The organism is Amycolatopsis sp. NPDC049253 (assembly GCF_040678995.1).
GTDB lineage: Bacteria > Actinomycetota > Actinomycetes > Mycobacteriales > Pseudonocardiaceae > Amycolatopsis.
This window is the reverse complement of record NZ_JBFAQX010000004.1, coordinates 241,160-265,229: the sequence shown is the minus strand read 5'-3', so window position 1 is coordinate 265,229 and position 24,070 is coordinate 241,160. Positions and strand designations below refer to the sequence as shown.

The 24,070-nt window shown below is 72.1% G+C and carries 25 protein-coding genes; 11 read left to right on the top strand and 14 right to left on the bottom strand.

Features of this window, described 5'->3' with window-relative positions:
* Window positions 1-58: 58 nt before the first annotated feature.
* From AB0K15_RS11745 to AB0K15_RS11735, 3 genes are all read right to left on the bottom strand, one after another.
* Window positions 59-1,114: a sigma-70 family RNA polymerase sigma factor gene (locus tag AB0K15_RS11745; protein WP_364048489.1), complete on the bottom strand. Its 1,056-nt coding sequence runs from the start codon at window positions 1,112-1,114 to the stop codon at window positions 59-61.
* Between the two features lie 98 nt (window positions 1,115-1,212).
* Window positions 1,213-2,205 (bottom strand): zinc-binding dehydrogenase, encoded by a 993-nt coding sequence (locus AB0K15_RS11740; RefSeq protein WP_364048487.1) that lies wholly within the window; start codon window positions 2,203-2,205, stop codon window positions 1,213-1,215.
* 132 nt (window positions 2,206-2,337) lie between these two features.
* Window positions 2,338-3,219: an alpha/beta hydrolase gene (locus AB0K15_RS11735; RefSeq protein WP_364048485.1), complete on the bottom strand. Its 882-nt coding sequence runs from the start codon at window positions 3,217-3,219 to the stop codon at window positions 2,338-2,340.
* An 81-nt stretch (window positions 3,220-3,300) separates the two neighbouring features.
* On the opposite strand from AB0K15_RS11735, the gene AB0K15_RS11730 reads away from it, so the two are divergent.
* Entirely contained in the window at window positions 3,301-3,825 is a 525-nt protein-coding gene (locus AB0K15_RS11730) for a helix-turn-helix domain-containing protein (RefSeq protein ID WP_364048483.1), read from the top strand.
* 99 nt (window positions 3,826-3,924) lie between these two features.
* On the opposite strand, the gene AB0K15_RS11725 is transcribed toward AB0K15_RS11730, so the two are convergent.
* Together AB0K15_RS11725 and AB0K15_RS11720 are read right to left on the bottom strand one after the other, a co-directional pair.
* The gene (locus tag AB0K15_RS11725; protein WP_364048989.1) at window positions 3,925-5,976 is read right to left on the bottom strand and encodes a M3 family metallopeptidase; all 2,052 of its coding nucleotides are present in this window, start codon (window positions 5,974-5,976) and stop codon (window positions 3,925-3,927) included.
* Between the two features lie 109 nt (window positions 5,977-6,085).
* Entirely contained in the window at window positions 6,086-6,796 is a 711-nt protein-coding gene (locus tag AB0K15_RS11720; protein WP_364048481.1) for a histidine phosphatase family protein, read from the bottom strand.
* Between the two features lie 158 nt (window positions 6,797-6,954).
* Here AB0K15_RS11720 and AB0K15_RS11715 point away from each other — a divergent pair, with 158 nt between their 5' ends.
* On the top strand, window positions 6,955-8,196 hold the full coding sequence (locus AB0K15_RS11715) for a glycosyltransferase family 1 protein (protein WP_364048479.1): 1,242 nt from the start codon (window positions 6,955-6,957) through the stop codon (window positions 8,194-8,196).
* Here the strand turns inward: AB0K15_RS11715 and AB0K15_RS11710 are convergent.
* Together AB0K15_RS11710 and AB0K15_RS11705 are read right to left on the bottom strand one after the other, a co-directional pair.
* Window positions 8,112-8,954 (bottom strand): undecaprenyl-diphosphate phosphatase, encoded by an 843-nt coding sequence (locus AB0K15_RS11710; protein WP_364048477.1) that lies wholly within the window; start codon window positions 8,952-8,954, stop codon window positions 8,112-8,114. The genes AB0K15_RS11715 and AB0K15_RS11710 overlap by 85 nt on opposite strands.
* Entirely contained in the window at window positions 8,954-9,997 is a 1,044-nt protein-coding gene (locus AB0K15_RS11705; protein ID WP_364048475.1) for an LLM class F420-dependent oxidoreductase, read from the bottom strand. The genes AB0K15_RS11710 and AB0K15_RS11705 overlap by 1 nt, the downstream gene beginning before the upstream one ends.
* A gap of 123 nt (window positions 9,998-10,120) precedes the next feature.
* Here AB0K15_RS11705 and AB0K15_RS11700 point away from each other — a divergent pair, with 123 nt between their 5' ends.
* The 3 genes from AB0K15_RS11700 to AB0K15_RS11690 all read left to right on the top strand — a co-directional run bounded on the left by AB0K15_RS11700 (window position 10,121) and on the right by AB0K15_RS11690 (window position 12,425).
* Window positions 10,121-11,089, top strand: a complete 969-nt coding sequence (locus AB0K15_RS11700; RefSeq protein ID WP_364048473.1) for an aldo/keto reductase — start codon at window positions 10,121-10,123, stop codon at window positions 11,087-11,089.
* A gap of 98 nt (window positions 11,090-11,187) precedes the next feature.
* On the top strand, window positions 11,188-12,204 hold the full coding sequence (locus AB0K15_RS11695; RefSeq protein ID WP_364048471.1) for a hypothetical protein: 1,017 nt from the start codon (window positions 11,188-11,190) through the stop codon (window positions 12,202-12,204).
* Window positions 12,201-12,425, top strand: coding sequence for a DUF5703 family protein (locus AB0K15_RS11690; RefSeq protein WP_285967049.1), 225 nt, complete (start codon window positions 12,201-12,203; stop codon window positions 12,423-12,425). The genes AB0K15_RS11695 and AB0K15_RS11690 overlap by 4 nt, the downstream gene beginning before the upstream one ends.
* 122 nt (window positions 12,426-12,547) lie before the next feature.
* Here AB0K15_RS11690 and AB0K15_RS11685 read toward each other — a convergent pair whose 3' ends face one another.
* Genes AB0K15_RS11685 through AB0K15_RS11660 form a run of 6 tightly spaced genes read right to left on the bottom strand, consistent with a single transcriptional unit; the run spans window position 12,548 to window position 17,532 of the window.
* On the bottom strand, window positions 12,548-13,162 hold the full coding sequence (locus AB0K15_RS11685; protein ID WP_364048469.1) for an HAD family phosphatase: 615 nt from the start codon (window positions 13,160-13,162) through the stop codon (window positions 12,548-12,550).
* A gap of 41 nt (window positions 13,163-13,203) precedes the next feature.
* Window positions 13,204-13,950, bottom strand: coding sequence for an SRPBCC domain-containing protein (locus AB0K15_RS11680; RefSeq protein ID WP_364048467.1), 747 nt, complete (start codon window positions 13,948-13,950; stop codon window positions 13,204-13,206).
* A gap of 1 nt (window position 13,951) precedes the next feature.
* Window positions 13,952-14,542, bottom strand: coding sequence for a helix-turn-helix domain-containing protein (locus tag AB0K15_RS11675; protein ID WP_364048465.1), 591 nt, complete (start codon window positions 14,540-14,542; stop codon window positions 13,952-13,954).
* Window positions 14,543-14,573: 31 nt separating this feature from the next.
* The gene (locus AB0K15_RS11670; protein WP_364048463.1) at window positions 14,574-15,467 is read right to left on the bottom strand and encodes an alpha/beta hydrolase; all 894 of its coding nucleotides are present in this window, start codon (window positions 15,465-15,467) and stop codon (window positions 14,574-14,576) included.
* Window positions 15,468-15,485: 18 nt separating this feature from the next.
* A complete protein-coding gene (locus tag AB0K15_RS11665; RefSeq protein WP_364048461.1) occupies window positions 15,486-16,808 on the bottom strand; it encodes a M20/M25/M40 family metallo-hydrolase in 1,323 nt (440 codons plus the stop codon).
* 49 nt (window positions 16,809-16,857) lie between these two features.
* On the bottom strand, window positions 16,858-17,532 hold the full coding sequence (locus AB0K15_RS11660; RefSeq protein ID WP_364048459.1) for a GntR family transcriptional regulator: 675 nt from the start codon (window positions 17,530-17,532) through the stop codon (window positions 16,858-16,860).
* A gap of 97 nt (window positions 17,533-17,629) precedes the next feature.
* Between AB0K15_RS11660 and AB0K15_RS11655 the strand changes: the two genes are divergently transcribed.
* A complete protein-coding gene (locus AB0K15_RS11655; protein ID WP_364048457.1) occupies window positions 17,630-18,475 on the top strand; it encodes a carbon-nitrogen hydrolase family protein in 846 nt (281 codons plus the stop codon).
* Between the two features lie 6 nt (window positions 18,476-18,481).
* Here AB0K15_RS11655 and AB0K15_RS11650 read toward each other — a convergent pair whose 3' ends face one another.
* Window positions 18,482-19,093, bottom strand: a complete 612-nt coding sequence (locus AB0K15_RS11650; RefSeq protein WP_364048455.1) for an enoyl-CoA hydratase-related protein — start codon at window positions 19,091-19,093, stop codon at window positions 18,482-18,484.
* Between the two features lie 206 nt (window positions 19,094-19,299).
* Here AB0K15_RS11650 and AB0K15_RS11645 point away from each other — a divergent pair, with 206 nt between their 5' ends.
* Genes AB0K15_RS11645 through AB0K15_RS11625 form a run of 5 tightly spaced genes read left to right on the top strand, consistent with a single transcriptional unit; the run spans window position 19,300 to window position 24,062 of the window.
* Window positions 19,300-20,160 (top strand): TetR/AcrR family transcriptional regulator, encoded by an 861-nt coding sequence (locus tag AB0K15_RS11645; RefSeq protein ID WP_364048453.1) that lies wholly within the window; start codon window positions 19,300-19,302, stop codon window positions 20,158-20,160.
* The gene (locus AB0K15_RS11640) at window positions 20,160-21,053 is read left to right on the top strand and encodes a 3-keto-5-aminohexanoate cleavage protein (RefSeq protein WP_364048451.1); all 894 of its coding nucleotides are present in this window, start codon (window positions 20,160-20,162) and stop codon (window positions 21,051-21,053) included. Before AB0K15_RS11645 ends, AB0K15_RS11640 begins: the two co-directional genes overlap by 1 nt.
* Window positions 21,046-21,990, top strand: coding sequence for a 3-hydroxyacyl-CoA dehydrogenase NAD-binding domain-containing protein (locus AB0K15_RS11635; protein ID WP_364048449.1), 945 nt, complete (start codon window positions 21,046-21,048; stop codon window positions 21,988-21,990). The genes AB0K15_RS11640 and AB0K15_RS11635 overlap by 8 nt, the downstream gene beginning before the upstream one ends.
* Window positions 21,983-22,417, top strand: coding sequence for a thioesterase family protein (locus AB0K15_RS11630; RefSeq protein WP_364048447.1), 435 nt, complete (start codon window positions 21,983-21,985; stop codon window positions 22,415-22,417). The genes AB0K15_RS11635 and AB0K15_RS11630 overlap by 8 nt, the downstream gene beginning before the upstream one ends.
* A gap of 46 nt (window positions 22,418-22,463) precedes the next feature.
* Window positions 22,464-24,062, top strand: coding sequence for an ABC transporter substrate-binding protein (locus AB0K15_RS11625; RefSeq protein WP_364048445.1), 1,599 nt, complete (start codon window positions 22,464-22,466; stop codon window positions 24,060-24,062).
* Window positions 24,063-24,070 lie beyond the last annotated feature (8 nt).

The following is a 24,070-nucleotide window of genomic DNA, read 5'->3' as shown; positions in this document are numbered from 1 at the left end:
GCTGTATAGGTCGTTATACACTTTGACTGACTGTCTACAGCGGACTTGGCGCGATCGGTCAGGACGGGTCCGTGAGCGATTCCGGAAAGCCGAACAGGGTGACCAGGGCTTCGTCGTGGAACGCCACTACCCGGGAGACGCCGGTGGCGGTCGTGTCCAGCACCACGATGCCTGTCCCCCGGAACACGCCGGCTTCGTCCCGCCGGTACTCGACGGCGGCGGGCTGGCCGTTCGCCGTGGTGGGGAGCATCCGCCAGTCCCCCGGCTCGCCCAGCACGTCCGCGGCGAGCATCCGCAGGCAGTTGACCAGCCCGGCCTGCCATTCGCGGAACGGGGTCGCTTCCAGCGTCGCGTCCGTGCGCAGCACCTGCTCCAGGAGACCGGCATCCGAGCGTTCGAAGGCCGTGACGTAACCGTCGAGCAGGGCCCGCGCCCGCGGGTCGGCCGGTTCGAGCAATCGCTCCGGCCGCGGTTCCAGCTCACCCAGCCGAGCACGGGCCCGCTGCAGTCCGCTCTTCACCGCCGCCGTGGTGGTACCGAGCAGCTGTGCGGTTTCGGCGGCGGAGAACGCGAGCACCTCTCGCAGGAGGAGGATCGCGCGCTGGCGTGCGGGCAGGTGCTGCAGGCTCGCGATGAGCGCCAGGCGCACCGATTCGCGCGACACCACCGACGTCGCCGGGTCGTCGTCGGCCGAGACCTGCAAACGGTCGGGCCACGGTTCCAGCCACGAGACCTCACCCGCCGCGACGGGGTCGGCCGGGCGTTCGGACCCGTCCCGAGGGCCGCCGAGGCCCGAGGGCAGCATCCGGATCTTGCGCGGCTCCACCGCCGTCAGGCAGACGTTGGTGGCGATCTTGTAGAGCCACGACCGGATCGACGCGCGGCCCTCGAACCCGGCGTAGGACCGCCAGGCCCGCAGGTAGGTTTCCTGCACCAGGTCCTCGGCCTCGTGGGCCGAGCCCACCATGCGGTAGCAGTGCGCCAGCAGTTCCCGGCGGAACGGCTCGGTTTCGGCGGCGAACCGGTCCCGGTCCGCCGGCTCCCGCACCTGGGCCGTCATGCGGGGAGCCCCGGTTCGCGGCCCGAGGTCGGCCGTGGATCGCCTGGTGACCATGCCTGCTCCTCGTCCGGACCGGCCCCGCGGATCGGAGCCGTCGCCCACTATGACCCCGAAAGCGGCGTGGAAGAATCGAACCGCAGGTCACGGCGGTGTCAGGGCCGCAAGGCGAGCTTGCCGACGGTCACCCTCGACTCCAGTGCGGCGAGGGCTTGCGGGCCGTCGGCCAGGTCGTGGACGACCGGGCGCTCGGGCGGGAGGACGCCGACGGCGACGAGGGCCGACACCTCACCCATGACCTCACCGAAGATCCGGGGAGCCGCCCGGCTCAGCGTCCCGAGGTTGAGGCCGATGACCTGGACCTGGTGGCGGTACACCAGGTCCCAGTTGGTGATCGCGGCTTCGCCGCCCGCCAGGCCGTAGACGACGACCCGGCCGGTGACCGGCTTGGCCGAGGCCAGGGCGGCCGCGAAGCCGGCGCCGCCGGCCGACTCCAGCACCAGGTCCGCACCGGCACCGCCGGTCAGCCGCCGGACTTCGGCGGCGAGATCGGCGGCCAGGGAGTCCAGGACGTGATCGGCACCGAGCGCCCGCACGGTCTCGTGCTTGGCCGGGGAGGCGGCGGCGAGGACCGTCGCGCCGTAGTGCTTGGCCATCCGCACCGCGGCCTGGCCGGTCGCGCCCGCGGCGGCGTGGACCACCACCGTCTCCCCCGGGGTCAGCCGGCCCAGCGGTTTGAGCGCCGCGAGCGCGGCCGCCCGGTTCACGACCAGGCCCAGCGCCTGCTCGGCCGTCCAGCCGGCCGGCACCGGTAGCGCCGCGGCCGCGGGCAGCACCGCGTACTCGGCGAACGCCCCGGACCCGACGCCGACGACCGCGGTTCCCAGTACCGGGCCGCTGACCTGCTCGCCCAGCGCGACCACCTCGCCTCCGGCCTCGAAACCCGCCAGGTACGGCGGCTGCGGGCCGCCTCCGAACAACCCGCGGGCCTGCGAGAGGTCGGCGAAGTTGACTCCGGCGGCCCGGACCCTGATCAGCACTTCACCCCGGCCGGGAGCCGGTACCGGCGCGTCGGTGACCAACCGCAGATCTCGCGGCCCCTCGAGGGAGGTCTGCTCCAGGGCGCGCATGGTGGTGGGAACACTCACGGCGATCAGCTCTCTTCCCGGCTTGCCGAACTTCGGTCGGCTCGGCTCGAGCCGCACCGTCGAAGGGGAAGACCCCGCACCGGGCCGAAAGGAATCGCCCGCGACCGGAGTCGCCTCCCGCGCGGATCGTCCTCAGAGGACCGAGCGGATGGCCTCCACGACCGCGTCCTCGTGCTCCAGGTGCATCGTCTGGTGGGCCGCACCGTCGAGGACGCGGTGCTCACCTCGCGGCACCGAGGCGGCGATCGACGCGTGCAGGGCCTTGATACCCCCGAGCATCGACTCCATCAGCTCGGGAGAGGCGAACTGCGCCCAGTACGGGTTGGCCCCGAGTGCGCTCAGCACCACGAGAGGCACGTCCGGCAGCACTCCCCCGCCGCGGACCTGGTCGTACACCTCGGTTTCGAAGTTTTGGGTCTCCAGGACCGCCGTGCGCCATTCCGTGAGGTGCTTGTCCGTCAACGCTTCCCGGACACCGTCGGGCCAGTTCGCGTACAGGCCCAGCAATGCCTCGCGCGAAGCGTCCAGCTGCGCGGGAGTCGGCTCAGGCAAGGCGGCCGGGTCGGGTTTGAGGCGCTCGTTCAGCTCGGCGGCCTCCTGCGGCAGGAACTCCAGGATGTCCTCGTGGCCCGGATCGAGGAACACCAGGCCGGCGAGGTCCCCGGGGAAACGCTGCGCGTAGCGGCGGGCGTACAGCGCCCCGAGCGAATGCCCGGCCAGCACGTACGGCCCGGGTACGTCCGCGGCCACCAGCAGGGCCCGCAGCTCGTCCGTGACCTCGTCCGGCGTGCGCGGCAGCTCGACCGCGTCGCTCCAGCCAGTGCCGGCCCGGTCGTACACGACGCTCGTGGTGAACTCCGCGACGCGCCGCTGCACGTTCAGGAAGTCGTACGCCATCAGGCCCGCGCCGGGCAGGAACACCACCGCCGGGCCGCCGGCACCGGAGCGGTGCAGCAGCAGCCGGTGCCCCGCGACGTCGTGGTGCTCGCCCAGTGGTGCCGCGTCGACCTTCATCGCCGAACCTCCCGTCACGGGCCCCCAGCGGCCCACCGTTCTCAACATTGAGAATGGTAGCAGATGTGCAAACATGACGGCGTGGACGATCTGGAACTCCTGGTGCACCCGGTGCGGCTGCGCGTGGTGCACGCCCTCTCCGGCGGGCGGCCCATGACCACCACCGAGCTGGCCGAGCGGATCCACGACGTGTCGAAGGCGACCCTGTACCGCCACGTCGGCCTGCTCGCCGAAGCCGGCATCCTCGAAGTGGCCGAGGAACAACGCGTCCGCGGCGCCGTCGAGCGCAGCTACCGGCTGCGACGGGACCGCGCGGTGGTCGACGCGGACGCGGCCGCCTCGGCGACGCTCGACGACCACCGCAAGGTGTTCGCGACCGCGATGACGACGCTGATCGCCGAGTTCACCGCTTACCTGGGCCGGGCCGGTGCGGACCCGGTCGAGGACCTGGTGGGCTACCGCCAGCACTCGGTCTGGCTGAGCCACGAAGAGCTCGCCGACCTGATCGCCGATCTCCGCGAGGTGCTCATCCCCCGGCTGCGGCACGAGCCCGCCCCCGGCCGGCGCCAGCACCTCCTCAGCCCGATCTTGTTCCCTCTGGAGTGACGGCGGCCGGCCCGACGCCCGGCCGTATAGGTCGTTATACAGTCCACAAGAGACAAAAGTGGGGCCGCCCGCGAACGGCCGGCCCCACCCGAAGAACGATCAGGCCCCCGCGAGACCCCGGCGCTCCAGCAGCGGCTGGATCTCCGGCTGGCGACCACGGAAGTTCGCGAACGCCTCCATCGGGTCCACGCTCCCCCCGCGGCCCAGCAGCGTCGAGCGGAAGTGGTCGCCGTTCGCGCGCTCGAGGCCGCCGTTCTCGCGGAACCACTGCACGGTGTCGGCGTCGAGGACCTCGCTCCAGATGTAGGAGTAGTAGCCCGCGCTGTAGCCGCCGCCGAAGACGTGGTTGAAGTACGTGGTGCGGTAGCGCGGCGGGACGCTTTCCAGGGCCACGCCGGCCTTCTCCAGCGCGGCGGCCTCGAAGCGCTGCACGTCGTCGACCCGGTCGTCCACGCCGAGGCGGTGCCAGGCGAGGTCGAGCAGCGACGCGGCGAGGTACTCCGTCGTCTTGAAGCCCTCGCCGTACTGCTGCGCCGCTTGCAGCTTGGCGACCTGCTCGGCGGGCAGCGGCTCCCCCGTCACGTGGTGCTTGGCGTAGTTGGCCAGCACCTCCGGCCACAGCATCCACATCTCGTTGACCTGCGACGGGTACTCCACGAAGTCCCGCGGCACGTTCGGGCCCGAGAACGTCGGGTACACGACACCCGAGAGCAGCCCGTGCAGCGCGTGGCCGAACTCGTGGAACACGGTGGTGACCTCGTCGAGCGTCAGCAGGGTCGGCTCCCCCGCCGGCGGCTTCGCGACGTTGAGCACGTTGACCACCACGGACTTCCGCCCGAGCAGGTCCGACTGGCTCACGAAGTTGTTCATCCACGCGCCGCCGCGCTTGGAGTCCCGCGTGTAGTAGTCCACGAGGAACAGGCCCATGCCGCTGCCGTCGGCGTCGAAGACCTCGAAGGTCCGCACCTCCGGGTGGTACTTCGGCAAGTCGTCGCGCTCCGTGAAGGTCAGGCCGTACAGGTGGTTCGCGGCGAAGAACACGCCATCGGTGAGCACGCGGTTGAGCTCGAAGTAGGGGCGCAGCGCCGCGGTGTCCACCTCGTAGCGTTCGCGCCGCACCTTCTCGGCGTAGAACGCCCAGTCCCACGGCTTCAGCGTCGCGCCGGGGACGTCCGCCTCGAGGTGCTGCTGCAGCTCGGCGGCCTCCACGCGGGCGTTGGCCACGGCGACCGGCGCCAGCCGCTCCAGCAGGCCCGAGGCCGCGTCGGCGGTCTTGGCCGTCTCGTCGGAGATCACGTACGACGCGTGGTCCGGATAGCCCAGCAGCGCCGCGCGTTCGGCCCGCAGCCGGACGATCTCGGCGGCGACGGCGTTGTTGTCGTACTCGTTGCCGCGGTTGCCCCGCGAGACCGACGCGGTGAAGACGCGCTCGCGCACCGCGCGGTTCTCCAGCGACTCCAGGGCCGCCTGCGCGGTCGGCAGCGTGAGGTTCAGGACGAACTTGCCCTCCTCGCCGCGAGCGGCGGCCGCCTCGGCGGCGGTGGCGATCGCGCCCTCGCCGAGACCGGCCAGGTCGGCGACGTCGTCGAGGACCACGGCGAGCTCGTTGGTGTCGCGCAGCAGGTTCTGCTGGAACTTCGTCTGCAGGGTCGAGAGCTGCTCGTTGAGCTTGCGCAGCTTCTCCTGCTCGGCCTCGGGCAGCCCGGCGCCGGCGCGGCTGAAGTCGGTGTGGCGCCGCTCCAGCAGGCGCAGCGACTCGGGGTCGAGGCCGAGGCTCTCGCGGCGCTCGTACAGCGCGCTGATCCGCGCGAACAGCCGCGGGTCGAGGTGGATCGCGTCGGAGTGCGCGGCCAGCTTCGGGGCCAGCTCGGCCTGGATCTCCTGGATCTCGTCGGTCGAGTCGGACCCAGCGACGTTGAAGAACGTGCCGGACGCCCGCTCCAGCAGCTCCCCCGCCCGCTCCAGCGCGGCGATCGTGTTCTCGAACGTCGGCTCCGCCGGGTTCGAGGCGATGTCGTGGATCTCCGCGGCGTGGGCGGTCAGGCCCTCTTCGAACGCGGGCCGGTAGTGCTCGACCTGGATCTTGTCGAACGGCGGCAGGGCGTAGGGCAGCTCACTCGGGGTGGCGAACGGGTTGTCCGGCGAAATCATCGGGTTGCGCTCCTGGTTCTTCACGTGCTTTCCCGCGCTGATCCCGCCCACCCTACGGGTTTCGCGGCCCTGGTCGAGCCGCTTTCCGCCGAGGGCGTGTCCGCCGGGCTCAGCGCCCGGTGCTGCCCCCGACCACCGCGTCGCTTTCGCCCGCCTTCTTGCCGCGGCCGGACTTCTTCTTCGGCGGCGGGGGCACGATGCCCTCGAGGTCGCCGCCGTTCTCGTTCACGCGCAGCACGAACGGCCGCGTCTCGGTGTAGCGGACCACCGACACCGACGCCGGGTCGACCACGATGCGCTGGAACGCGTCGAGGTGCTGGCCCAGTGCGTCGGCCAGCACGGCCTTGATCACGTCGCCGTGGCTGCAGGCGATCCACACGGCGTGGTCGCCGTGCTCGGCGGTGATGCGGGCGTCGTGCGCGCGGATCGCGGCCACCGCGCGGGCCTGCATCGCGGCCAGGCCCTCACCGCCGGGGAACACCGCCGCCGACGGGTGGGACTGGACCACCCGCCACAACGGCTCCTTGACCAGCGTCTTCAGCTCGCGACCGGTCCACTCGCCGTAGTCCACTTCGGACAGGCGCGGCTCCACGGTCTTGTCCAGCCCGAGCGCGGTCGCCAGCGGCGTCACCGTCTGCTTGCAGCGCAGCATCGGCGACACCACCAGCTCGGCGACCGGCACATCGGCCAGCCGCTCCACCAGCTTCTCGGCCTGCGCGCGGCCGGTGTCGTCGAGACCAACCTTCGGCGTGCGCCCCGCCAGGACGCCGGACCCGTTCGCGGTGGACTTCCCGTGCCGCAGCAAGATGACCGTACTCACCAGCTCACCCTAGCTGCGTCTTCGGCCCCGGCTCCGCCGAGGCGAGGCCGGCGCGATCTCGCACTGTGGTGACGTTCACACAGCGCCTGTTGGGAACCCCGTGTTCGCGTGCTGTTCCCGGGGCTGTGAGGTGGGTGTCATCGGTTTGGATCTTGCGAATGACGTCCACGCAGAGCGCGGGATCGCCGTTGCGGGTCCTCGTCGTGACGGAGTCCTATCCGCCGCAGGTCAACGGGGTCGCGCACACCGCGTCGCGGGCCGCCGAGCACCTCGCGAGGCGCGGGCATTCGCCCCTGGTGGTGGCGCCGACCGCGCCGGCCGGGCTGCGGACGGGAACCTCGGCGGCGAGCGCGGGCTCGCCGGTGGTCCGCGCGCCCGCGCTCTCGTGGCCGGGTTACCCGGACGTGCGCATGGCGCTGCCGACCGGCGTGGTGGGCCGCGCCATCGCCGCGCACCGGCCCGACGTCGTGCACCTGTCGAGCCCGTTGCTGCTCGGTGCGCACGCCGTGCGGGCGGCCTTGAAGCGGCGGGTGCCGATCGTCGCGGTGTACGAGACGGACGTCGCCGCGTATTGCCGGTCCTACGCACCCCGGGTGCCGGGTGGCGCGCAGTACGTGTGGCGGCGGCTGCGCGGGATCCACGGGCCGGCCGACCGCACGATCGTCTCGTCCAGCGCGTCGAAGCTGGCGCTGGAGGAGCAGGGCATCCCGCGCATCCACCTGCTCCCCCACGGCGTCGACGCCGTGCGCTTCGACCCGCGGCACCGGGACCCGCGGCTGCGCCGCCGGCTCGCGCCGAACGGCGAGGTCCTCGTCGGGTACGTCGGCCGTCTGGCGCCGGACAAGCACGTCGAGCTGCTGCGCGGCGTCTGCGGCCTGCCGGGGGTGCGGGTGGTCGTCGTCGGCGACGGCCCGAACGGCCCGCGGCTGCGGGCGGCGCTGCCGGACGCGACGTTCCTCGGGGTGCGCGTGGGCGAAGAGCTCGCGCGCATCTACGCGTCGCTCGACGTCTTCGCGCACACCGGGCCCTTCGAGACCTTCGGCCTGACCGTCCAGGAGGCGATGGCCAGCGGCCTGCCGGTGGTCGCGCCCGCGGCCGGCGGACCGCTCGACCTCGTCCAGCACGGGCGAACGGGGTTCCTCGTGCCCCCGCTCGACGAGACCGCGCTGCGTGAGGCCGTGCGCGGCCTCACCGAGTCGCCCGCGCGGCGCGCCGCCTTCGGCGCGGCCGCGCGGGCCTTCGCACTCCGCAACACCTGGGAAGCGGCCGGCGACAGCTTGATCGGCCACTACCGCCAGGTGCTCGACGAGCGGGCTCAGCTCCCGACAGGCCCCGCGTTCGGGTCGAGCACCCCGCCGATGATCAGCCCGAACAGCAGCAGGCCGAGCACGATCCGGTAGATCACGAACGGCACGAAGCTCTTGCGCTTGATGTAGGACATCAGCCACGCGATCACCACGTAGCCGACGCCGAAGGCCACCAGCGTGGCCAGGATCGTGGGTCCCCACTGGGCGGTCTCGCCGTTCTTGCCGATGTCGGTGAGCTTGTACAGCCCCGAGCCGAACACGGCGGGCAGGGCCAGCAGGAACGAGTACTCCGCGGCGTCGGCGCGGGTGTAGCCCATGAGCAGGCCGGCGCTGGTGGTGCCGCCCGAGCGTGAGACGCCCGGGATCAGCGCCAGGGCCTGCGCGAAGCCGAAGCCGAGACCGTGCGGCACGGTGAGGTGGTCGAGCGTGCGCCGCTGCGAGCCGACGCGGTCGGCGATGAGCAGGATCACGCCGAACACGATCAGCGTGGACGCGGTGATGCGCAGGTCGCGGAACGCCTGGTCGATCTGGTCCTGCAGCAGCAGGCCGAGCACGACGATGGGGATCGAGCCGACGATGATCAGCCAGCCCAGCCGCGCGTCGGGGTCCCGGCGCCAGCTGCGGCGGTAGAGCGAGAAGAACCAGGCCTGCAGGATCCGGCCGATCTTCTTGCCGAAGTACAGGATCACCGCCAGCTCGGTGCCGATCTGCGTCACGGCCGTGAACGCCGCGCCCGGATCGTCCCAGCCGACGAGCGCGGCCACGATCCGCAGGTGCGCGCTGGAGGAGATGGGCAGGAACTCCGTGAGCCCCTGCACCAGCCCCAGCACCAGTGCTTCGAACCACCCCATCAGGCCACTCCCGCCAGCTCGATCGCTTCCACGGCGGTCCGCAGAGCCGCCTCGAATCCCGCGGACTCCCCGTACGGAGTCACGGACAACGTCGTCACGCCCGCCTTCGCGAACTCCGCCATGCGCTCGGCGATCCGCTCCCGCGGGCCGAGCAGCGACGTCGCGTCGAGGAACTCCAGCGGCAAGGCCGCCTGAGCCCCCGCGTAGTCACGGGCGAGGTATTTCTCCTGCACCTCGGCCGCCTCGGCCTCGAACCCCATCCGCACGGCGAGGCGGTTGTAGAAGTTCTGCTTCCGGCTGCCCATCCCGCCCACGTAGAGCGCGGCGTGGGCACGCACGGCGTCGGCGCACTCGCGCCAGTCGTCGCCGACCACGAGCGGCACCGACGGGGCGACGTCGAACCCGTCGAGCGAACGCCCGGCCGCCTCGGCGCCGGCCCGGATGTGGGCCAGCTGCTCACCGGCGTGCTCGGGCGAGAAGAACACCGGCAGCCAGCCGTCGGCGAGCTCACCCGTGAGCGCGAGGTTCTCCGGCCCGATCGCGGCGAGGTACACCGGCACCTGCTTGCGCTCGGGCCGGAAGGTCAGGCCCAGCGCGAGCCCGGGCCCGTCGGGCAGCGGCAGCTCGAAGTGCTCTCCGCTGAACCGCACACGGCGGCGGGACTGCACGGCCCGCACGATCTCCACGTACTCGCGGGTGCGGCCCACCGGGTCCGCGAACCGCACGCCGTGCCAGCCCTCCGACACCTGCGGACCCGAGACACCCAGGCCGAGCCGGAAGCGGCCGCCCGAGAGCGTGTCGAGCGTCGCGGCGGTCATGCCCGTCATCGCCGGCGTCCGCGCCGGGATCTGCAGCACCGCGCTGCCGACGTCGATCCGCTCGGTCCGGGCGGCGATCCAGGTGAGCATCGTCACGGCGTCGGAGCCGTAGGCCTCGGCCGCCCACACCACCGAATACCCGAGTTCGTCCGCTCTCCTGGCCAGGGCCAGGTTCGCGGAGTTGTCCCCGGTGCCCCAGTAACCGAGGTTGAGTCCCATTCGCACGGCCGGAAACGTACCGAGAGCACGACTCGCTCCGTGCCCTGGGTGCACCGACGGGGTGGCCGGTCGCGACACGGCGTCACCTTGGTCAAGTACGGGCCGGGTCGACGACTAGGCTCGGTGGTCGTGGAAAAGCGACAGCTCGGCCGGTCGGGACTGCGGGTCTCGCGCCTGGCGCTCGGCACGATGACGTGGGGCGGCGACACCGACGCCGAGGAGGCGGCCAGCCAGCTCGTCGCGTTCGTCGACGCCGGCGGCACCCTCGTGGACACGGCGGACATCTACGCCGAGGGCGAGGCCGAGCGCGTGCTCGGGAGCCTGCTGGGCGACCTCGTGCCCCGTGACGACGTGGTGGTGGCCACGAAGGCCGTCGCGCGGCGCACCGACGGTCCCTTCGGGGGCGGAGCTTCCCGGGGCGCACTGCTGAGCGCACTCGACGGCTCGCTGCGCCGGCTCGGCACCGACCACCTCGACCTGTGGCAGCTGCACGCGTGGGACGCCGGAGTGCCGATCGAGGAGACCCTCTCGGCGCTGGAGTACGCGGTGACCAGCGGGAAGGTCCGCTACGTCGGCGTCTCGAACTACGCGGGCTGGCAGCTGGCCACGGCCGCGTCGCACGCGAGCGCCGTCGCGCCGATCGTGTCCTGCCAGTACGAGTACTCGCTGCTGGAGCGCGGGGTCGATCGCGAAGCCGCACCGGCCGCCCTGCACCACGGCATCGGGCTGCTCCCCTGGGCGCCGCTGGGCCGCGGCGTGCTGACCGGCAAGTACCGCACGGGCACGCCCGCCGACTCGCGGGGTGCGTCCAGCGAGTTCGCCGGGTACGTGGAGCACCACCGCACGGACCGCGCGGCGCGGATCGTGCAGGCCGTGGCCACGGCCGCCGACGGGCTCGGCACCTCGCCGCTGGTCGTCGCGCTGGCCTGGGTGCGCGACCGGCCGGGAGTCGTGGCGCCGGTCGTCGGCGCCCGCGACACCGGACAGCTGACGGGTTCGCTGGCGGCGGAGGAGCTCACGCTCCCGCCCGCGATCCGCAGCGCGCTCGACGACGTGAGCTGCGTCGACGTGGGCTATCCCGAGCGGGGACCGAAATGAGGCGCAGGTGTCTGTTGGATGACGCAGACGTGACGGCACGGGAATCCTGGGGGATGCTGGTGAGGACACCTCGCCGAGGGACAGCTGGAGGCTTCAAGGTGCGTCGGCTCACCGCCGCGTCGCGGATCGCGATTCCGCTGGTCGGTGCCCTCGCGCTCTCGGCATGCTCGGCTTCGGGCCAGGACGACACGGATTCGCTGCAGGTGGTGGCGAACCCGGTGGCCGTGAAGCCGGCGGTCTCCCCCGCCGTGACGGTCAAGCCCGCGGGCCAGGTGCTCGCCACGCCGGCCGTGTCGGCGATGGCGACCGACGAGAAGACCCACACGCTCGCGGTCGCGGTCACGCAGCCGCCGTCGGTGCTCGTCTACGACCTCGACTCGCTGAGCACCCCCAAGGCCACCGTGCCCCTGCCCGGGCCGGCCGAATCGCTGACGACGTCCGGCGGGCAGGCGATCGCGAGCATCCCGGCCAAGGGCGAGCTCGCGAAAATCGCGCTGCCGAGCGGGCAGCTGACCACGCAACCGGTGGCGGGCCAGCCGGCCGACGGTGTGGCCGACGGCCCGGACACGCTCGTGGCCGTGCGCGATCGCAAGGCCGTGGAGGTCCTGGCCGGCGGCGCGGTCACCAAGACCATCACCGGCCAGCTCTACAGCGCCGACGACGTCGTGGACACCGGCCAGGGTGTGGTCGTGCTCGACCGCCTCCGCACCGCGGTGTTCAGCGTCGACGTGAACGCGGGCACGATGGGAGAGGGCCTGCGCGCGGGCGACGGCGCCGCCAACGCCACCAGCGACTCGTACGGGCGCGTGCTCGTGACCGACGCGCGGGCGGGCGCGCTCCTCGCGTTCTCCGTCGGCCCGCTGATCCTGCGCCAGCGCTACCCGGTGCCGGGCGGGATCTACGGCATCGCCTACGACCACCAGCGCAACCTCGCATGGGTCACCCTCACCGGGCAGAACCAGGTGGTCGGCTTCGACGTCCGCGGCGGGGAACCCGTCGAGAAGTACCGATTCCCGACCGTGCGCCAGCCGAACTCGGTGAGCGTCGACGACCGGAGCGGCCGAGTGCTCGTCGGCTCGGCCGCAGGAGAAGGGACCCAGGTGATCCAGCCATGACGACGGTCGACGAGGCGGTGGTCGAAGGGGATTGGGAGTACCGCCGCCTGCGCCTGCCCCCGGGTGTGTCCCGGCGCGCGGCGGCGATCCAGCTCTCGATCCACGCCGAGTTCGCCGGCTGGGAGCTGCGCACCGTGCGGCTCTACGCCGACGGCACCCGGCGGGTCTGGTTGCGGCGCAAGCGCACCGCCGCCGACCGCCTGCCCGGGCTCGCCACCTGACCGAGCCCGGGTCCGGCCGAGCGCGTGGGCTGCCGGGATCTCGCAGGCATCGATCCCGGCAACGCCACGAATGCCGTCACGCGGTGCGGTGAGTCCGTGGCCGGCACGGTGGCCGCGTTCGTTCACGCGCCCGTGGACGCCAGCAGCCCTTCGATCTCGGTGATCGCCTGGGCGTTGTCCCGGTAGTGGATTCCGTGGATCCCGAGGGCGCAGGCGGCGGCGATGTGGGGTTCGACGTCGTCGAGGAAGATCATTTCCTCGGGGTTCACGCCGAGCCGCGCACAGCTCAGCCGGTAGATCTCCGGGTCCGGCTTGCTCATCCCGACCTCGTGTGAGTAGACGATGTCGTCCACCAGGTCCTCGAAACCGTAGGCGGCTTGTTCCCGCTCCCTGGCGCCGACGAAGCTGTTGCTCAAGATGCCGGTCCGACAGCGCGGCCGCAGCCCGCGGGCGTAGTCGATCAGGTCGGTGTTGCCGGTGCCGAGGTACTGCTCCCAGACATCCGCCATGATCGCGTCGGCCTGCCCACGCCCGACGCCGAGCCTGCCGCTGATCGTGTCCCGCACGTCCTCCTCGGTGATCGCGCCGACGGCGCCGGCCGCCCAGACGTCGGACAGCCGCCGGACGAGCTCGCCCTCGGCGAGACCGAGCCGGGCCTCCCACCGCCGGTCGACGCCCAGGTCGGGCGCGATCTCCAGCACATCACCGATGTCGAACACCACCGCGCGGATCACCATGGTGACGAACCTACCGACCGGCCTGCCGAACGTGGGCCGGTTCAGGCGGTGAGCCGGCCCAGCCACTCCTGCCAGCTCTGCTCGTCGCCGCCGTCGGTGGAGAACACGTGGTGGCAGGCGACGAGCGGGCCGTGGAAGCCTTGCAGGAAGCAGTACAGCGCGTCGGCCGTGCGCACGCCCACCGTCTGCGGGTTCACGGCGTAGACGACGCCTTCGACCGCGCGGCCCGCCAGCTCGACGCGCACGCGGTCGCCCTCCTCGGGCCGGCGCGGCAGCCCCAGCTCGGCGCCGAGCGCCGCCCACAGCCGATCCCAGTCGGACACCGGCGGGCCGAACACCGTGACCGGTGTGGCCGTGCGGCCGGCGAAGCAGGTGACGTACTCGGCGAGGTTGCGGAAGAACAGCGCGCCGCCGGCGGCCATCGCCTCGAACTCGTCCTCCCAGTCGTCGCCGGGCAGGAACCCGCTGGTGACGCAGCGGACGACCGAGCTGCCGCCATCGCGGCCCTCGATCAGGAACTCGTAGGCGATCCGGCGCCCGTCGGGCTCGGTCTCCGTGCCGTAAACGAGCCGCTTCAGCGGGTCCCACGCCGTGATCGCCATGTCCGGCTCGTAGCCCGCGAAGGAACCGCGCACGACCCCGCCGAGACCGCCTTCGACCTCGTTGCGGCCCATGTACCACGAGTCGATGCCCGGCCCGGTCGCGATCGCCGCCCAGACCTGCTCCGGGGTGGCGGCCACCTCGGCCGACCCGGGGAGCTCGAACTCTTTCCCGACGAACTCCGTCACCTCAGGCCTCCTCGTCCGGCACGCTCGGGTGTACGGCCACGATCACGCGGTGCGCGCGCCCGTTCTCCGCCGTCTCGTCGTGGTACTTCCCCACCAAGGTCGTCACGGCCACGGCGAGCTCCTCGGCGAACGCCGCCCGGTCCGCCGCCGAGGCGAAGCGCACCTCGCCGTCGAGCGCGAACGTCGCGACGCGCTTGCGCGCCTTGGTGGCGCCCGTGATCAGGATGCCGACGTCGCGCACCAGACGGCCGGCCACGGCGAGCAGCCAGCGCGCCGACAGCCGGTCGGGCGACTGCGCCGGGTCCGGCTGCACCGCCGACAGCGCGGAAGGCGAGATCACGTACGACGCGGCGGTCGCGCGCATCATGCGCTCGGTGACGTTGCCCTTGCGCCGCTCCTCCACCAGCTCCACGAGCCCGTGCTTTTCCAGCGCGCGCAGGTGGTAGTTGACCTTCTGGCGGGGCAGGTCGACGCGCGCCGCGAGCATGGTCGCCGACGCCGGCTCCGCCAGCTCGGCCAGCAGCCGGGCGCGGACCGGGTCCAGCGACACCTCGGCGGCGGCCGCGTCCTCGATCACCGCAACGGGAAACATGCGCCCATCGTGCTTCCGAAAAACGAAGTTGTCAAGAATTCCGATGTTGTCGGTACGCCTCGCGCACCTGCGCGACGATGCGCGGCACGACCTGCGCGGCGGCCTCCAGCGGCACGACGTGCCCGACGCCCGGCAGCACCACGGCCGTCCCGTGTTCGAGGCCTCCGACGAGGTGCTCGACGTCCGTGGCCGCGACGATCCGGTCCCGCTCCCCCACGATCGCCGTGACCGGCAAGGAACCCACGCGAGCCAACGCCGCTTCTCGCGCGTACGCGTCGAGCGCGGGGCGGAACACCGCGACGGTGTGCGGCCAGTTGCGCCGGATCATCGTCACCGTCAGCTCCACGAGCTCCGGATCCGGGTCGTCGCCGAAGAGCCACCAGCGCAGCCCCGCGCTCACCGCGCGGCTCGTGTGCTCGCGCACCAGCCCGAACAACTTGGCGCCCAGCACCAGTTCCAGGTCCTGCGCCAGCATCCCGAGCGCGCCCGGCCACGCCGCCGACGCCTCCGTGGCGAGCCGCCCGGACGACGTCGCGAGCAGCACGAGCCCCGCCACGCGCGCGGCGAACAGCTCGGGATGGCGCTGCGTGAGCGACATGATCGCGAGCCCGCCCATGTCGTGGCCCACCAGCACCACCCGGCCTTCGGGCACGGCGCGGTCCAGTACTTCGGCGAGGTCGTCGCCCAGCTGGGCCATGGTCGCCGTGCCGCGGCCGGCCCGGCCGGACTTGCCGTGGCCGCGGTGGTCGTAGCCGACGACCGACAGCGGCTCGTCCACCGCCTCCGGGAGCACCGGGGCGATCCGGCCCCAGCTGCGCCGGTCGAGTGCGTAACCGTGCAGGAGCACCACGGTCACGCCGGCCGACGGGTCACCCCAGCGCACCAGGTGCAGGGGTGTCCCGTCGGCGAGCGTGAACGCGGGCAACTCGGCGGTTCCCGGCGATCAGGACGACCGCACGAACCGGTCCAGCACGCGCGTGCCGAACTTCAGCGCGTCCACCGGCACGCGCTCGTCCACGCCGTGGAAGAGCGCGGAGAAGTCGAGGTCCGCCGGCAGCTTCAGCGGCGCGAAGCCGAAGTTGCGGATCCCGAGCTGCTGGAACGACTTCGCGTCGGTGCCACCGGAAAGCATGTACGGCAGCGTGCGCGCGCCCGGGTCCTCGGCGAGTACCGCGGCCGTCATCGCGTCGACGAGCGCGCCGTCGAACGTGGTCTCGACCGGGGGGAGCTCCATCCACTCCTTCTCGATGTCCGGGCCGAGCAGCTCGTCGAGCTCGCGGTCGAACGCCTCGATGCGCCCGGGCAGGATGCGGCAGTCGACCGCGGCCTCGGCGACCGACGGGATCACGTTCGACTTGTAGCCGGCGGTGAGCATCGTCGGGTTCGCCGTATCGCGCAGGGTCGCGCCGATCATGCGCGAGATGTTGCCCAGCTTCGCGACCGAGCCCTCGAGGTCGTCCTCGGGGAAGTCCCAGCCGGTGATCTCGGTGACGCCGGCGAGGAACTCGCGCACGGAGTCGGTGAGCACGAGCGGGAACTGGTGGCTGCCGAGCTTCGCGACGGCCTCGGCGAGCTTGGTGACCGCGTTGTCGCGGTGGATCATCGAGCCGTGGCCAGCCGTGCCGCGCACGCGCAGCTTCATCCAGCGGATGCCCTTCTCGGCCGTCTCGATCACGTACGCGCGCACGTCGTCCTTGAGCGTGATCGAGAACCCGCCGACCTCGCTGATCGCCTCGGTCACGCCCTCGAACAGCTCCGGGCGGTTCTCCACCAGCCACTGCGCGCCGTACTTGCCGCCGGCCTCCTCGTCGGCAAGGAAGGCGAACACGATGTCGCGCGGGGGCACGATGCCGTGGATCTTGTAGTGGCGGGCCAGTGCCAGCGTCATGCCGACCATGCCCTTCATGTCCACCGCGCCGCGGCCCCAGACGTAACCGTCCTGCACGGCGCCGGAGAACGGGTGCACCGACCACTCGGCCGGGTCCGCCGGCACGACGTCGAGGTGCCCGTGGATCAGCAGGGCCCCGCGGGACGGGTCGGCGCCGGCGAGCCGGACGATGACGTTGTGCCGGTCCGCGCCACCGGACTCGACGTAGGTGATCTCGTAGCCGGCGTCGGTGAGCTGCTCCGCGACGTACTCGGCGGCGGCGCGTTCGCCGATCAGGGTGTCGGGGTCTCCGGTGTTGGTGGTGTCGATGCGGATGAGGTCGCTGGTCAGCGTGACGGCCTCGTCAGCGGCGGCGTCGATCGAGTTCGGTTCGGTCACTCGACCTTCCTATCATCAGCGCCCCCGGGGCCGCGCCGCTCACGCCCGTTCAGGTCCGGTCAAGGGCCGAGACCACCTCGGAAACCGGCCGCAGGTGCCGGTTCAGGATCCGCAGCGCCGTTTCCGCGTCACCCGCGTCGAGCGCCGCCACGAGCTGCCGGTGTTCCGCGTCGATGATCGACAGCCGTTCCGGCCGCGCCTCCAGCGCCCGCACGGCGACGCGCTGCTGACGCGAGCGCAGTGTGTCGTACAGCTCGGTGAGCACGGTGTTTCCGGCGGCGTTCACGATCGCGCGGTGGAACCGGCGGTCGAGCCCGGATACGGCGAACCAGTCGCGTTCCGCGCCCGCGCGGCCCATGTCCTCGATGAGGCCGGCCATTTCGGCGGGGGCGCCCGTGCCCGCGGCGCAGACCTCGGTGATCGCGTGGCCTTCGATGAGCCGGCGGCTCTGGTACACCTCGTCCAGCTCGCGCGCGCTCACCGTGCGGACCTGCGCGCCCTTGCGCGGCAGCAGGCTGATGAACCGCTCGGCCTCGAGCCGGTGGAACGCCTCGCGCACCGGCGTCCGCGACACGCCGACCACCCCGGAGACCCACAGCTCGTCGAGGAACCGTCCGCCTTCCAGCTCGCCCGAGATGATCCCGTCGCGCAGCCAGGCATACACCCGATCCCGAGCCGGTCCGCCGCCCTCGACCGGGACCGGTCCCGGCGCGGTGGTGGTCATGCGTCTCCCCTCGTCCCGCGCCCGCGTCGGCGCGCCGGCGAGCCTACACCCGTGGACCGCCCGGAATCCGTCATGTATACACAGAGTACACAGATCGGTGACGATCGCCGTCGCTCCGGAAAGGACACTCGTCATGGTGCTCGTCGCCGTCGCGCAGTTCGCGCCCACCGACGACAAACCGGGCAATCTGGCGCAAGTCACGCGGCTCGCTGGTGAAGCCGCCGGCCGCGGGGCCGAGGTCGTGGTGCTGCCCGAGTACTCCATGTTCACCGTACCGGCGATGGACGAGCGTTTCGTCGCCTCGGCCGAGCGCCTCGACGGCGCCTTCGCCACCGGGCTGCGCGAGGTCGCGGCCCGCCGCGGGATCACCGTCGTCGCCGGGATGAACGAAGCCGGGCCCGAGGGCGGGCGGATCTTCAACACGCTCGTGGTGGCGGGTCCCGACGGGGAGCTCGCCGCGCGGTACCGCAAGCTGCACCTCTACGACGCGTTCGGCTTCCGCGAGTCCGACTTCGTGCGCGCCGGGGACATCACCGAGCCGGCCACGTTCAAGGCCGCGGGGCTGACGTTCGGCCTGCAGACGTGTTACGACCTGCGCTTCCCCGAGGTGACCCGCCGGCTCGCGGACGCGGGCGCGCAGATCGTCGCGCTGCCGGCGGAGTGGGTGCCGGGGCCGCTGAAGGAGCACCATTGGACGACGCTGGTGAAGGCGCGGGCGATCGAGAACACCGTCTACGTCGCCGCGGCGGACCAGATCGCGCCGATGGGATCGGGGTCGAGCCTCGTCGTGGACCCGATGGGCGTGGTGGCCGCGTCACTGGGTGAAGCGCCGGGCGTGGCCGTCGCGGAGATCTCGGCCGGTCGCGTGGATCAGGTCCGGGCCACGAACCCCGCGCTGGCGCTGCGCCGGTTCGCCGTCGTGCCCAGGGAAGACCTCGGCTGAGCCGGGCTACTCGTCGTGCGCGCGGTGCGCGCCGAGGCCGATCTCCTTGACCGCCGCGGCCGCGCCCGGCGTACCCGCCAGCGACCGCGCGAGCTCCAGCGCGACGGCGAGCTCGGTGCCCGCCGGCACCACCCGGTGGACCAGACCCCACTTCGCCGCCGCGGCCGCGGTGAGTTTCCCGCCGCCGCGGCGGAGTCCGGCAACGACCTCTTCGGACAGTCGCGCCGGGAGCGCCGTGCCGGGCGGGCCGGGCACCACGAACTCGGCGTGCCCGGCCGCCACGATCAGATCCGTCATCAGTGCCAGCTCGAAGCCGCCACCGCGGGCGACGCCGTTCACCGCGGCGATCAGCGGTTTGCCGATGCGGAAGAAGTCCGCGACCCCGGCGAGTCCGCCGGCTCCGGGCGCGAGGTCCCAGCCGGCCGAGAAGTACTCGCTGCCCGCACCCGTGACCACACCGGCGTGCACCGCGGGGTCGTCGCGCAGCCGCGCCCAGGCGGCGTAGAGCTCGAAGCTGACGCGGGAGTCGATGGCGTTGCCGCCGGGCCGGTCGATCGTCGCCACGACCACGCCGTCGACTACCTCGGTGCGGACGGCGCCCGCTGGCGCGGTGGTCATGGTTTTCCCGGTGGTGCGGAGGGATTCGGCCCGGCGCCTCGGACGTTAGCCGCCGGGCCGCCGCCGGTCAAACTCGGGGCCCCGACTGACCCGGCAGTCAAGGCCGGATCGCAATTCCGTTCTACGACAACGAAAACCGGCAAACGTTACGCCACAGGTGGCGTGCGTATTGCGATAATCGCAACGCGGGGTTACGGTCTTCCGGCATGGACGAGTCGGAGGAGCTGCGGACCAGGGTCCGGGAGCTGATCCGGTCCATGCCGGGAGCCCAGCGGGAGTTCGCCGCCGCCATCGGGCTCGACGAGACGAAGCTGTCCAAGGCGCTGACCGGCACCCGCCGGTTCTCGCCGCACGAGCTCGTCCGGGTCGCCGAGTACTGCGGCGTCACGGTCAACTGGCTGCTCAACGGCAGCGACGACGCGAAGACCGTGACGGCGGTCCCCGCACTCGCCGCGCGTCCGGAGAGCGATCCGGAGCACCACACGCAGTCCGAGCCGCGACGGCGGATCCTCGAGACGGCGTGGCTGCTCATCGCCGAGCGCGGCTACCACCGGGTGCGCATCGCCGACATCGCGAAGGCGTGCGGCACCAGCACCGCCACCATCCACTACCACTTCCCCACCAAGGCGGAAGTGCTCAACGAAGCGTTGCGGCGCAACGTGAAGCTCGCCTTCGACCGGCAGGTCGCCGAGCTGCACGCGGTCGACGACGCCCACGACCGGCTGCTCAAGCTGGTCGAACTGCAACTCCCGGCCGACGGCGTGCTGCGCGCCGAGTGGTCGGTCTGGCTCCAGGTGTGGAACGAGGTTTCCCTCGCCCCGGAGCTGCGGTCGCTCTACACCGATTCCTACGACCGCTGGCACCGGACGATCCTCATGACCATCCGCACCGGCCAGGAGCAGCACGCGTTCCGCGTGGCCGATCCCGAGGCCGCCACCGAGCAGCTCACGGCGCTGATCGACGGGCTCGGCATCCAGGTGCTGACCCGCAAGCCCGGCAGCACCGTGGCCACCATGCGCGCGCACTTGCACGACTTCATCGAAAGGTCGATCGTCAAGGGAGCCTGATGAACCACGAGGTCATCGTCACCTGCGCCCTCACCGGCGCGGGCGACACCGTCGGCCGGAGCCCCCACGTGCCGGTCACGCCGGCGCAGATCGCCGCGAGCGCGATCGAAGCGGCGGAAGCCGGAGCGGCCGTCGTCCACATCCACGTCCGCGAGCCCGAGACCGGCGCTCCGTCGCGCGAAGTGGCGCTGTACGCCGAAGCCGTGCGGCTGATCCGGGAGTCCGGAGTGGACGTGGTCGTGAACCTGACCGCCGGGATGGGCGGTGACCTCGTGCTCGACGAGGAGGATCCGCTCAAGCCCGTCGACGGCACGGACCTGGTCAACGCTCTCGACCGCCTGCCGCACGTGGAGGAGCTGCTGCCCGACATCTGCACGCTCGACTGCGGTTCGCTGAACTTCGGCGAGGGCAACCAGCTCTACGTGTCCACTCCGGACATGCTGCGCACCGGCGCGAAACGCATCCAGGAGCTCGGCGTGAAACCGGAGCTGGAGATCTTCGACACCGGGCACCTGTGGTTCGCCTCGAAGATGGTGGAGGAAGGGCTGATCGACGCACCGCCGCTGTTCCAGCTGTGCATGGGCATTCCGTACGGCGCGCCCGCCGACCCCGGCCTGCTGCAGGCGATGGTGAAGCTGCTGCCCGAGGGCGCGCAGTGGGCGTCGTTCGCGATCGGGCGCGACCAGATGCCGTGGGTGGCGCAGTCGGTGCTGCTCGGCGGGCACGTGCGCGTCGGGCTCGAGGACAACCTCTACCTCGCCCGCGGGGTCAAGGCCACCAACGGGCAGCTGGTCGAGCGCGCCGTGCGGATCGTCACCGACCTGGGCGCCGGCATCGCCACCCCCGGCCGGGCCCGCGAAATCCTCGGCCTCAAGGAGCGTGTCCGTGCCTGACGTATCCACTGTGGACACCGTCGCGTGCGTCGGTGCGGGGGTGATCGGCGGCGGCTGGGTCGCGCACTTCCTCGCCCGCGGCTACCGCGTCCGGGCGTGGGACCCCGCGCCGGACGCGCCGGCGAAGCTGGGCCGGCTCGTCGACGCCGCGTGGCCCGCGCTCACGTCGCTGGGCCTGGCCGAGGGCGCGAGCCGCGACGCGCTCACCGTCACCGCCACGCTCGCGGAGGCGGTCGAGGGCGCCGGGTTCGTGCAGGAAAGCGCTCCCGAGGACCTACCGCTCAAGCAGAAGCTGCTGGCCGACATCGACGCCGTCACCCCGGCCGGGGTCGTGGTCGCCTCCTCGACCTCGGGCTTCGGCATGACCGAGATGCAGGTGGCGGCGAAGACGCCGGAGCGGCTCGTGGTGGGGCACCCGTTCAACCCGCCGTACTTGATCCCGCTGGTCGAGGTCGTGGGCGGGAAGCTCACCGCGCCGTGGGCGGTGGCGTGGGCGAGCGAGTTCTACCGGCACGTCGGCAAGACCGTGATCACGCCTGCCCACGAGGTGCCCGGGTTCATCGCCAACCGGCTGCAGGAGGCGCTCTGGCGCGAAGCCCTGCACATGGTCGCGAACGGCGAGGCCACCGTGGAGCAGATCGACACCGCGATCACCGACGGACCCGGTCTGCGCTGGCCGGTGCAGGGGCCGATGCTCACGTTCCACCTCGCCGGCGGCGAGGGCGGCATGGCGCACATGCTGGACCACTTCGGACCGTCGCTGAAGGCGCCGTGGACCCGGCTCGAGGCACCCGAGCTCACGCCCGAGCTTCGCGACGCCGTGGTCGACGGCTGCGAGCACGAAGCCGCGCCACGCACGATCGCCGACCTCGTGGCCGAGCGGGACCGGGCGATCATCGCCATCCAGCGCGCCGTCGGCGAGGCCCGCCGTGGGTGAGGTCCTGGTCCACCACGACCGCGTCCGTCCCGAGTGGATCGACTACAACGGACACCTCTCCGAGCCCTACTACGTACTGGTGTTCGGCGATGCCACCACCGCGTTGATGGACACCGTCGGCCTCGATCCCGCCTACCGCGAGTCCACCGGGGCTTCGCTGTACACCGTGGAAGCGCACGTGCGGTACCTGCGCGAGGTCGGGCCGGACGCCGAGCTGACCGTGACGACCTCCGTGCTGGCCGTCGGGGCGAAGAAGGTGCGGCTGTGGCACGAACTGCACGTGCGCGGTGAGCTCGTGGCCACGGAAGAGCTGCTGTGCCTGCACGTCGCCGAGGGCAGAGCTTCGCCGTTCCCCGAAGCCGTCGCCGAGCGCCTGAGCGCTCACCTCGCGCCACTTCCCGACCACGCCGGGCGCGCCATCGCCTGACGCTCTCCCGAGCCCCACCCGGCCAGCCTCCCACCGGAAGACACCCATGGAAGAACGATGTGAGCCGAACTCCCTCTCGCGCCGCCGGTTCCTCACGGCGGCGCTCGGCGGTGCCGCCCTGCTGGGCGCCGCTCCCCTGCTCGCCGCGTGCGGCGGTGCCGGCGTCGCGGCCGCCGCGCCGACCGGGCCTCCGCGGCGCGGTGGCACCCTGCGCGTCGGCGTGACCGGCGGCGGCGCGTCCGACACGCTCGACCCGCACATCCCCGTGGCGAACCCCGACATCGCCCGGGTGCTCAACCTCTACGAACCCCTGCTGTTGCGCGACCACGACTACCGGCTGCAGATGCTGGTCGCCGAATCGCTCACGTCGTCGCCGGACGCGCGGACCTGGACCGCCGTGCTGCGCGAAGGGGTGCGGTTCCACGACGGCCGTGCGGTGACCCCGGCCGACGTCGTGGCGACGTTCAAGCGGATCACGGACCCGAAGGACCCCAAGAGCGGCGCCGCCAGCCTGACCATGCTCGGCCAGGTGGTGCCGACGGGCGAGCGGACCGTCGAGTTCCGGCTCACCGAGCCCAACTCCGGGTTCGACGACCTGCTCGGCCAGTACTCCCTGGGCATCGTGCCGGCCGACTTCGACGTGAAGCGCCCGATCGGCACAGGGCCGTTCCGGCTCAAGGAGTTCACCGCCGGGCTGCAGAGCACGTTCGTGCGCAACGAGCACTACTGGCGGCCCGGCCAGCCCTACCTCGACGAGCTGGTGCTGATCAACTTCGCCGAGGACGACGCCCGGATCAACGCGCTGCTCTCGTCCCAGGTGGACGCCATCGACCAGGTTCCGGTGGCGCTCATCGACGTGCTGCGCAGCGACCCGCGCATGCGCGTGCTGCGTTCGGCCACCGGCACGTGGCTGCCGTTCACGATGCGCGTGGACCGTCCGCCGTTCGACGACGTGCGCGTGCGCCAGGCACTGCGGCTGGTGGTGGACCGCGACCAGATGATCAACCAGGTGCTGAGCGGTCAAGGCCGGCCCGGCAACGACCTCTACGCGCCGTTCGACCCGGCCTACGACTCGCAGCTGCCGCAACGCAGGCAGGACATCCCGGCCGCGAAGCGGCTGCTGGCCGAGGCGGGGCACGAAAACCTCGACATCGAGCTCGTCACCGCGCCCATCCAGGCCGGCGCGGTCGAGGCGGCGCAGGTCTTCCAGCAGCAGGCCAAGGCGGCGGGCGTGACCGTGCGCATCCGCAAGGTCGACACCACGACGTTCTACGGCGAGAACTACCTGTCCTGGGACTTCGCGCAGGACTTCTGGTACACGCGCAACTACCTGCCCCAGGTCGCCAACGGTTCGCTGCCGAAGTCGCCGTACAACGAAACCCATTGGCAGGACCCGCAGTTCACCGACCTCGTCACCCGCGCGAGCGCCGCTGTGGACACCGCGGCCCGCACGGCGCTGCTGCACCAGGCGCAGCGGATCGAGTACGAACGCGGCGGCCTCATCGTGTGGGGCTTCGTGGACCAGGTCGACGCCCACCAGGTCTACGTGGCGGGCCTCGTGCCGGACCGGACGGGGATCTCGCTGTCCGGCTACCAGTTCCGCGAAGCGTGGCTGGGCACGGCGCCCGCAGCCACAGGAAAGTGAGGTGCGGC

What these genes read in the sequence shown, in the direction of transcription:
- AB0K15_RS11735 (WP_364048485.1), bottom strand. Translation starts at nt 3,219, where the DNA reads ATGAAGGTCGACGCGGCACCACTGGGCGAGCACCACGACGTCGCGGGG.
- AB0K15_RS11675 (WP_364048465.1), bottom strand. Translation starts at nt 14,542, where the DNA reads ATGTTTCCCGTTGCGGTGATCGAGGACGCGGCCGCCGCCGAGGTGTCG.
- AB0K15_RS11645 (WP_364048453.1), top strand. Translation starts at nt 19,300, where the DNA reads ATGGACGAGTCGGAGGAGCTGCGGACCAGGGTCCGGGAGCTGATCCGG.
- AB0K15_RS11725 (WP_364048989.1), bottom strand. Translation starts at nt 5,976, where the DNA reads ATGATTTCGCCGGACAACCCGTTCGCCACCCCGAGTGAGCTGCCCTAC.
- AB0K15_RS11650 (WP_364048455.1), bottom strand. Translation starts at nt 19,093, where the DNA reads ATGACCACCGCGCCAGCGGGCGCCGTCCGCACCGAGGTAGTCGACGGC.
- AB0K15_RS11660 (WP_364048459.1), bottom strand. Translation starts at nt 17,532, where the DNA reads ATGACCACCACCGCGCCGGGACCGGTCCCGGTCGAGGGCGGCGGACCG.
- AB0K15_RS11685 (WP_364048469.1), bottom strand. Translation starts at nt 13,162, where the DNA reads ATGGTGATCCGCGCGGTGGTGTTCGACATCGGTGATGTGCTGGAGATC.
- AB0K15_RS11690 (WP_285967049.1), top strand. Translation starts at nt 12,201, where the DNA reads ATGACGACGGTCGACGAGGCGGTGGTCGAAGGGGATTGGGAGTACCGC.
- AB0K15_RS11640 (WP_364048451.1), top strand. Translation starts at nt 20,160, where the DNA reads ATGAACCACGAGGTCATCGTCACCTGCGCCCTCACCGGCGCGGGCGAC.
- AB0K15_RS11710 (WP_364048477.1), bottom strand. Translation starts at nt 8,954, where the DNA reads ATGGGGTGGTTCGAAGCACTGGTGCTGGGGCTGGTGCAGGGGCTCACG.
- AB0K15_RS11625 (WP_364048445.1), top strand. Translation starts at nt 22,464, where the DNA reads ATGGAAGAACGATGTGAGCCGAACTCCCTCTCGCGCCGCCGGTTCCTC.
- AB0K15_RS11745 (WP_364048489.1), bottom strand. Translation starts at nt 1,114, where the DNA reads ATGGTCACCAGGCGATCCACGGCCGACCTCGGGCCGCGAACCGGGGCT.
- AB0K15_RS11715 (WP_364048479.1), top strand. Translation starts at nt 6,955, where the DNA reads ATGACGTCCACGCAGAGCGCGGGATCGCCGTTGCGGGTCCTCGTCGTG.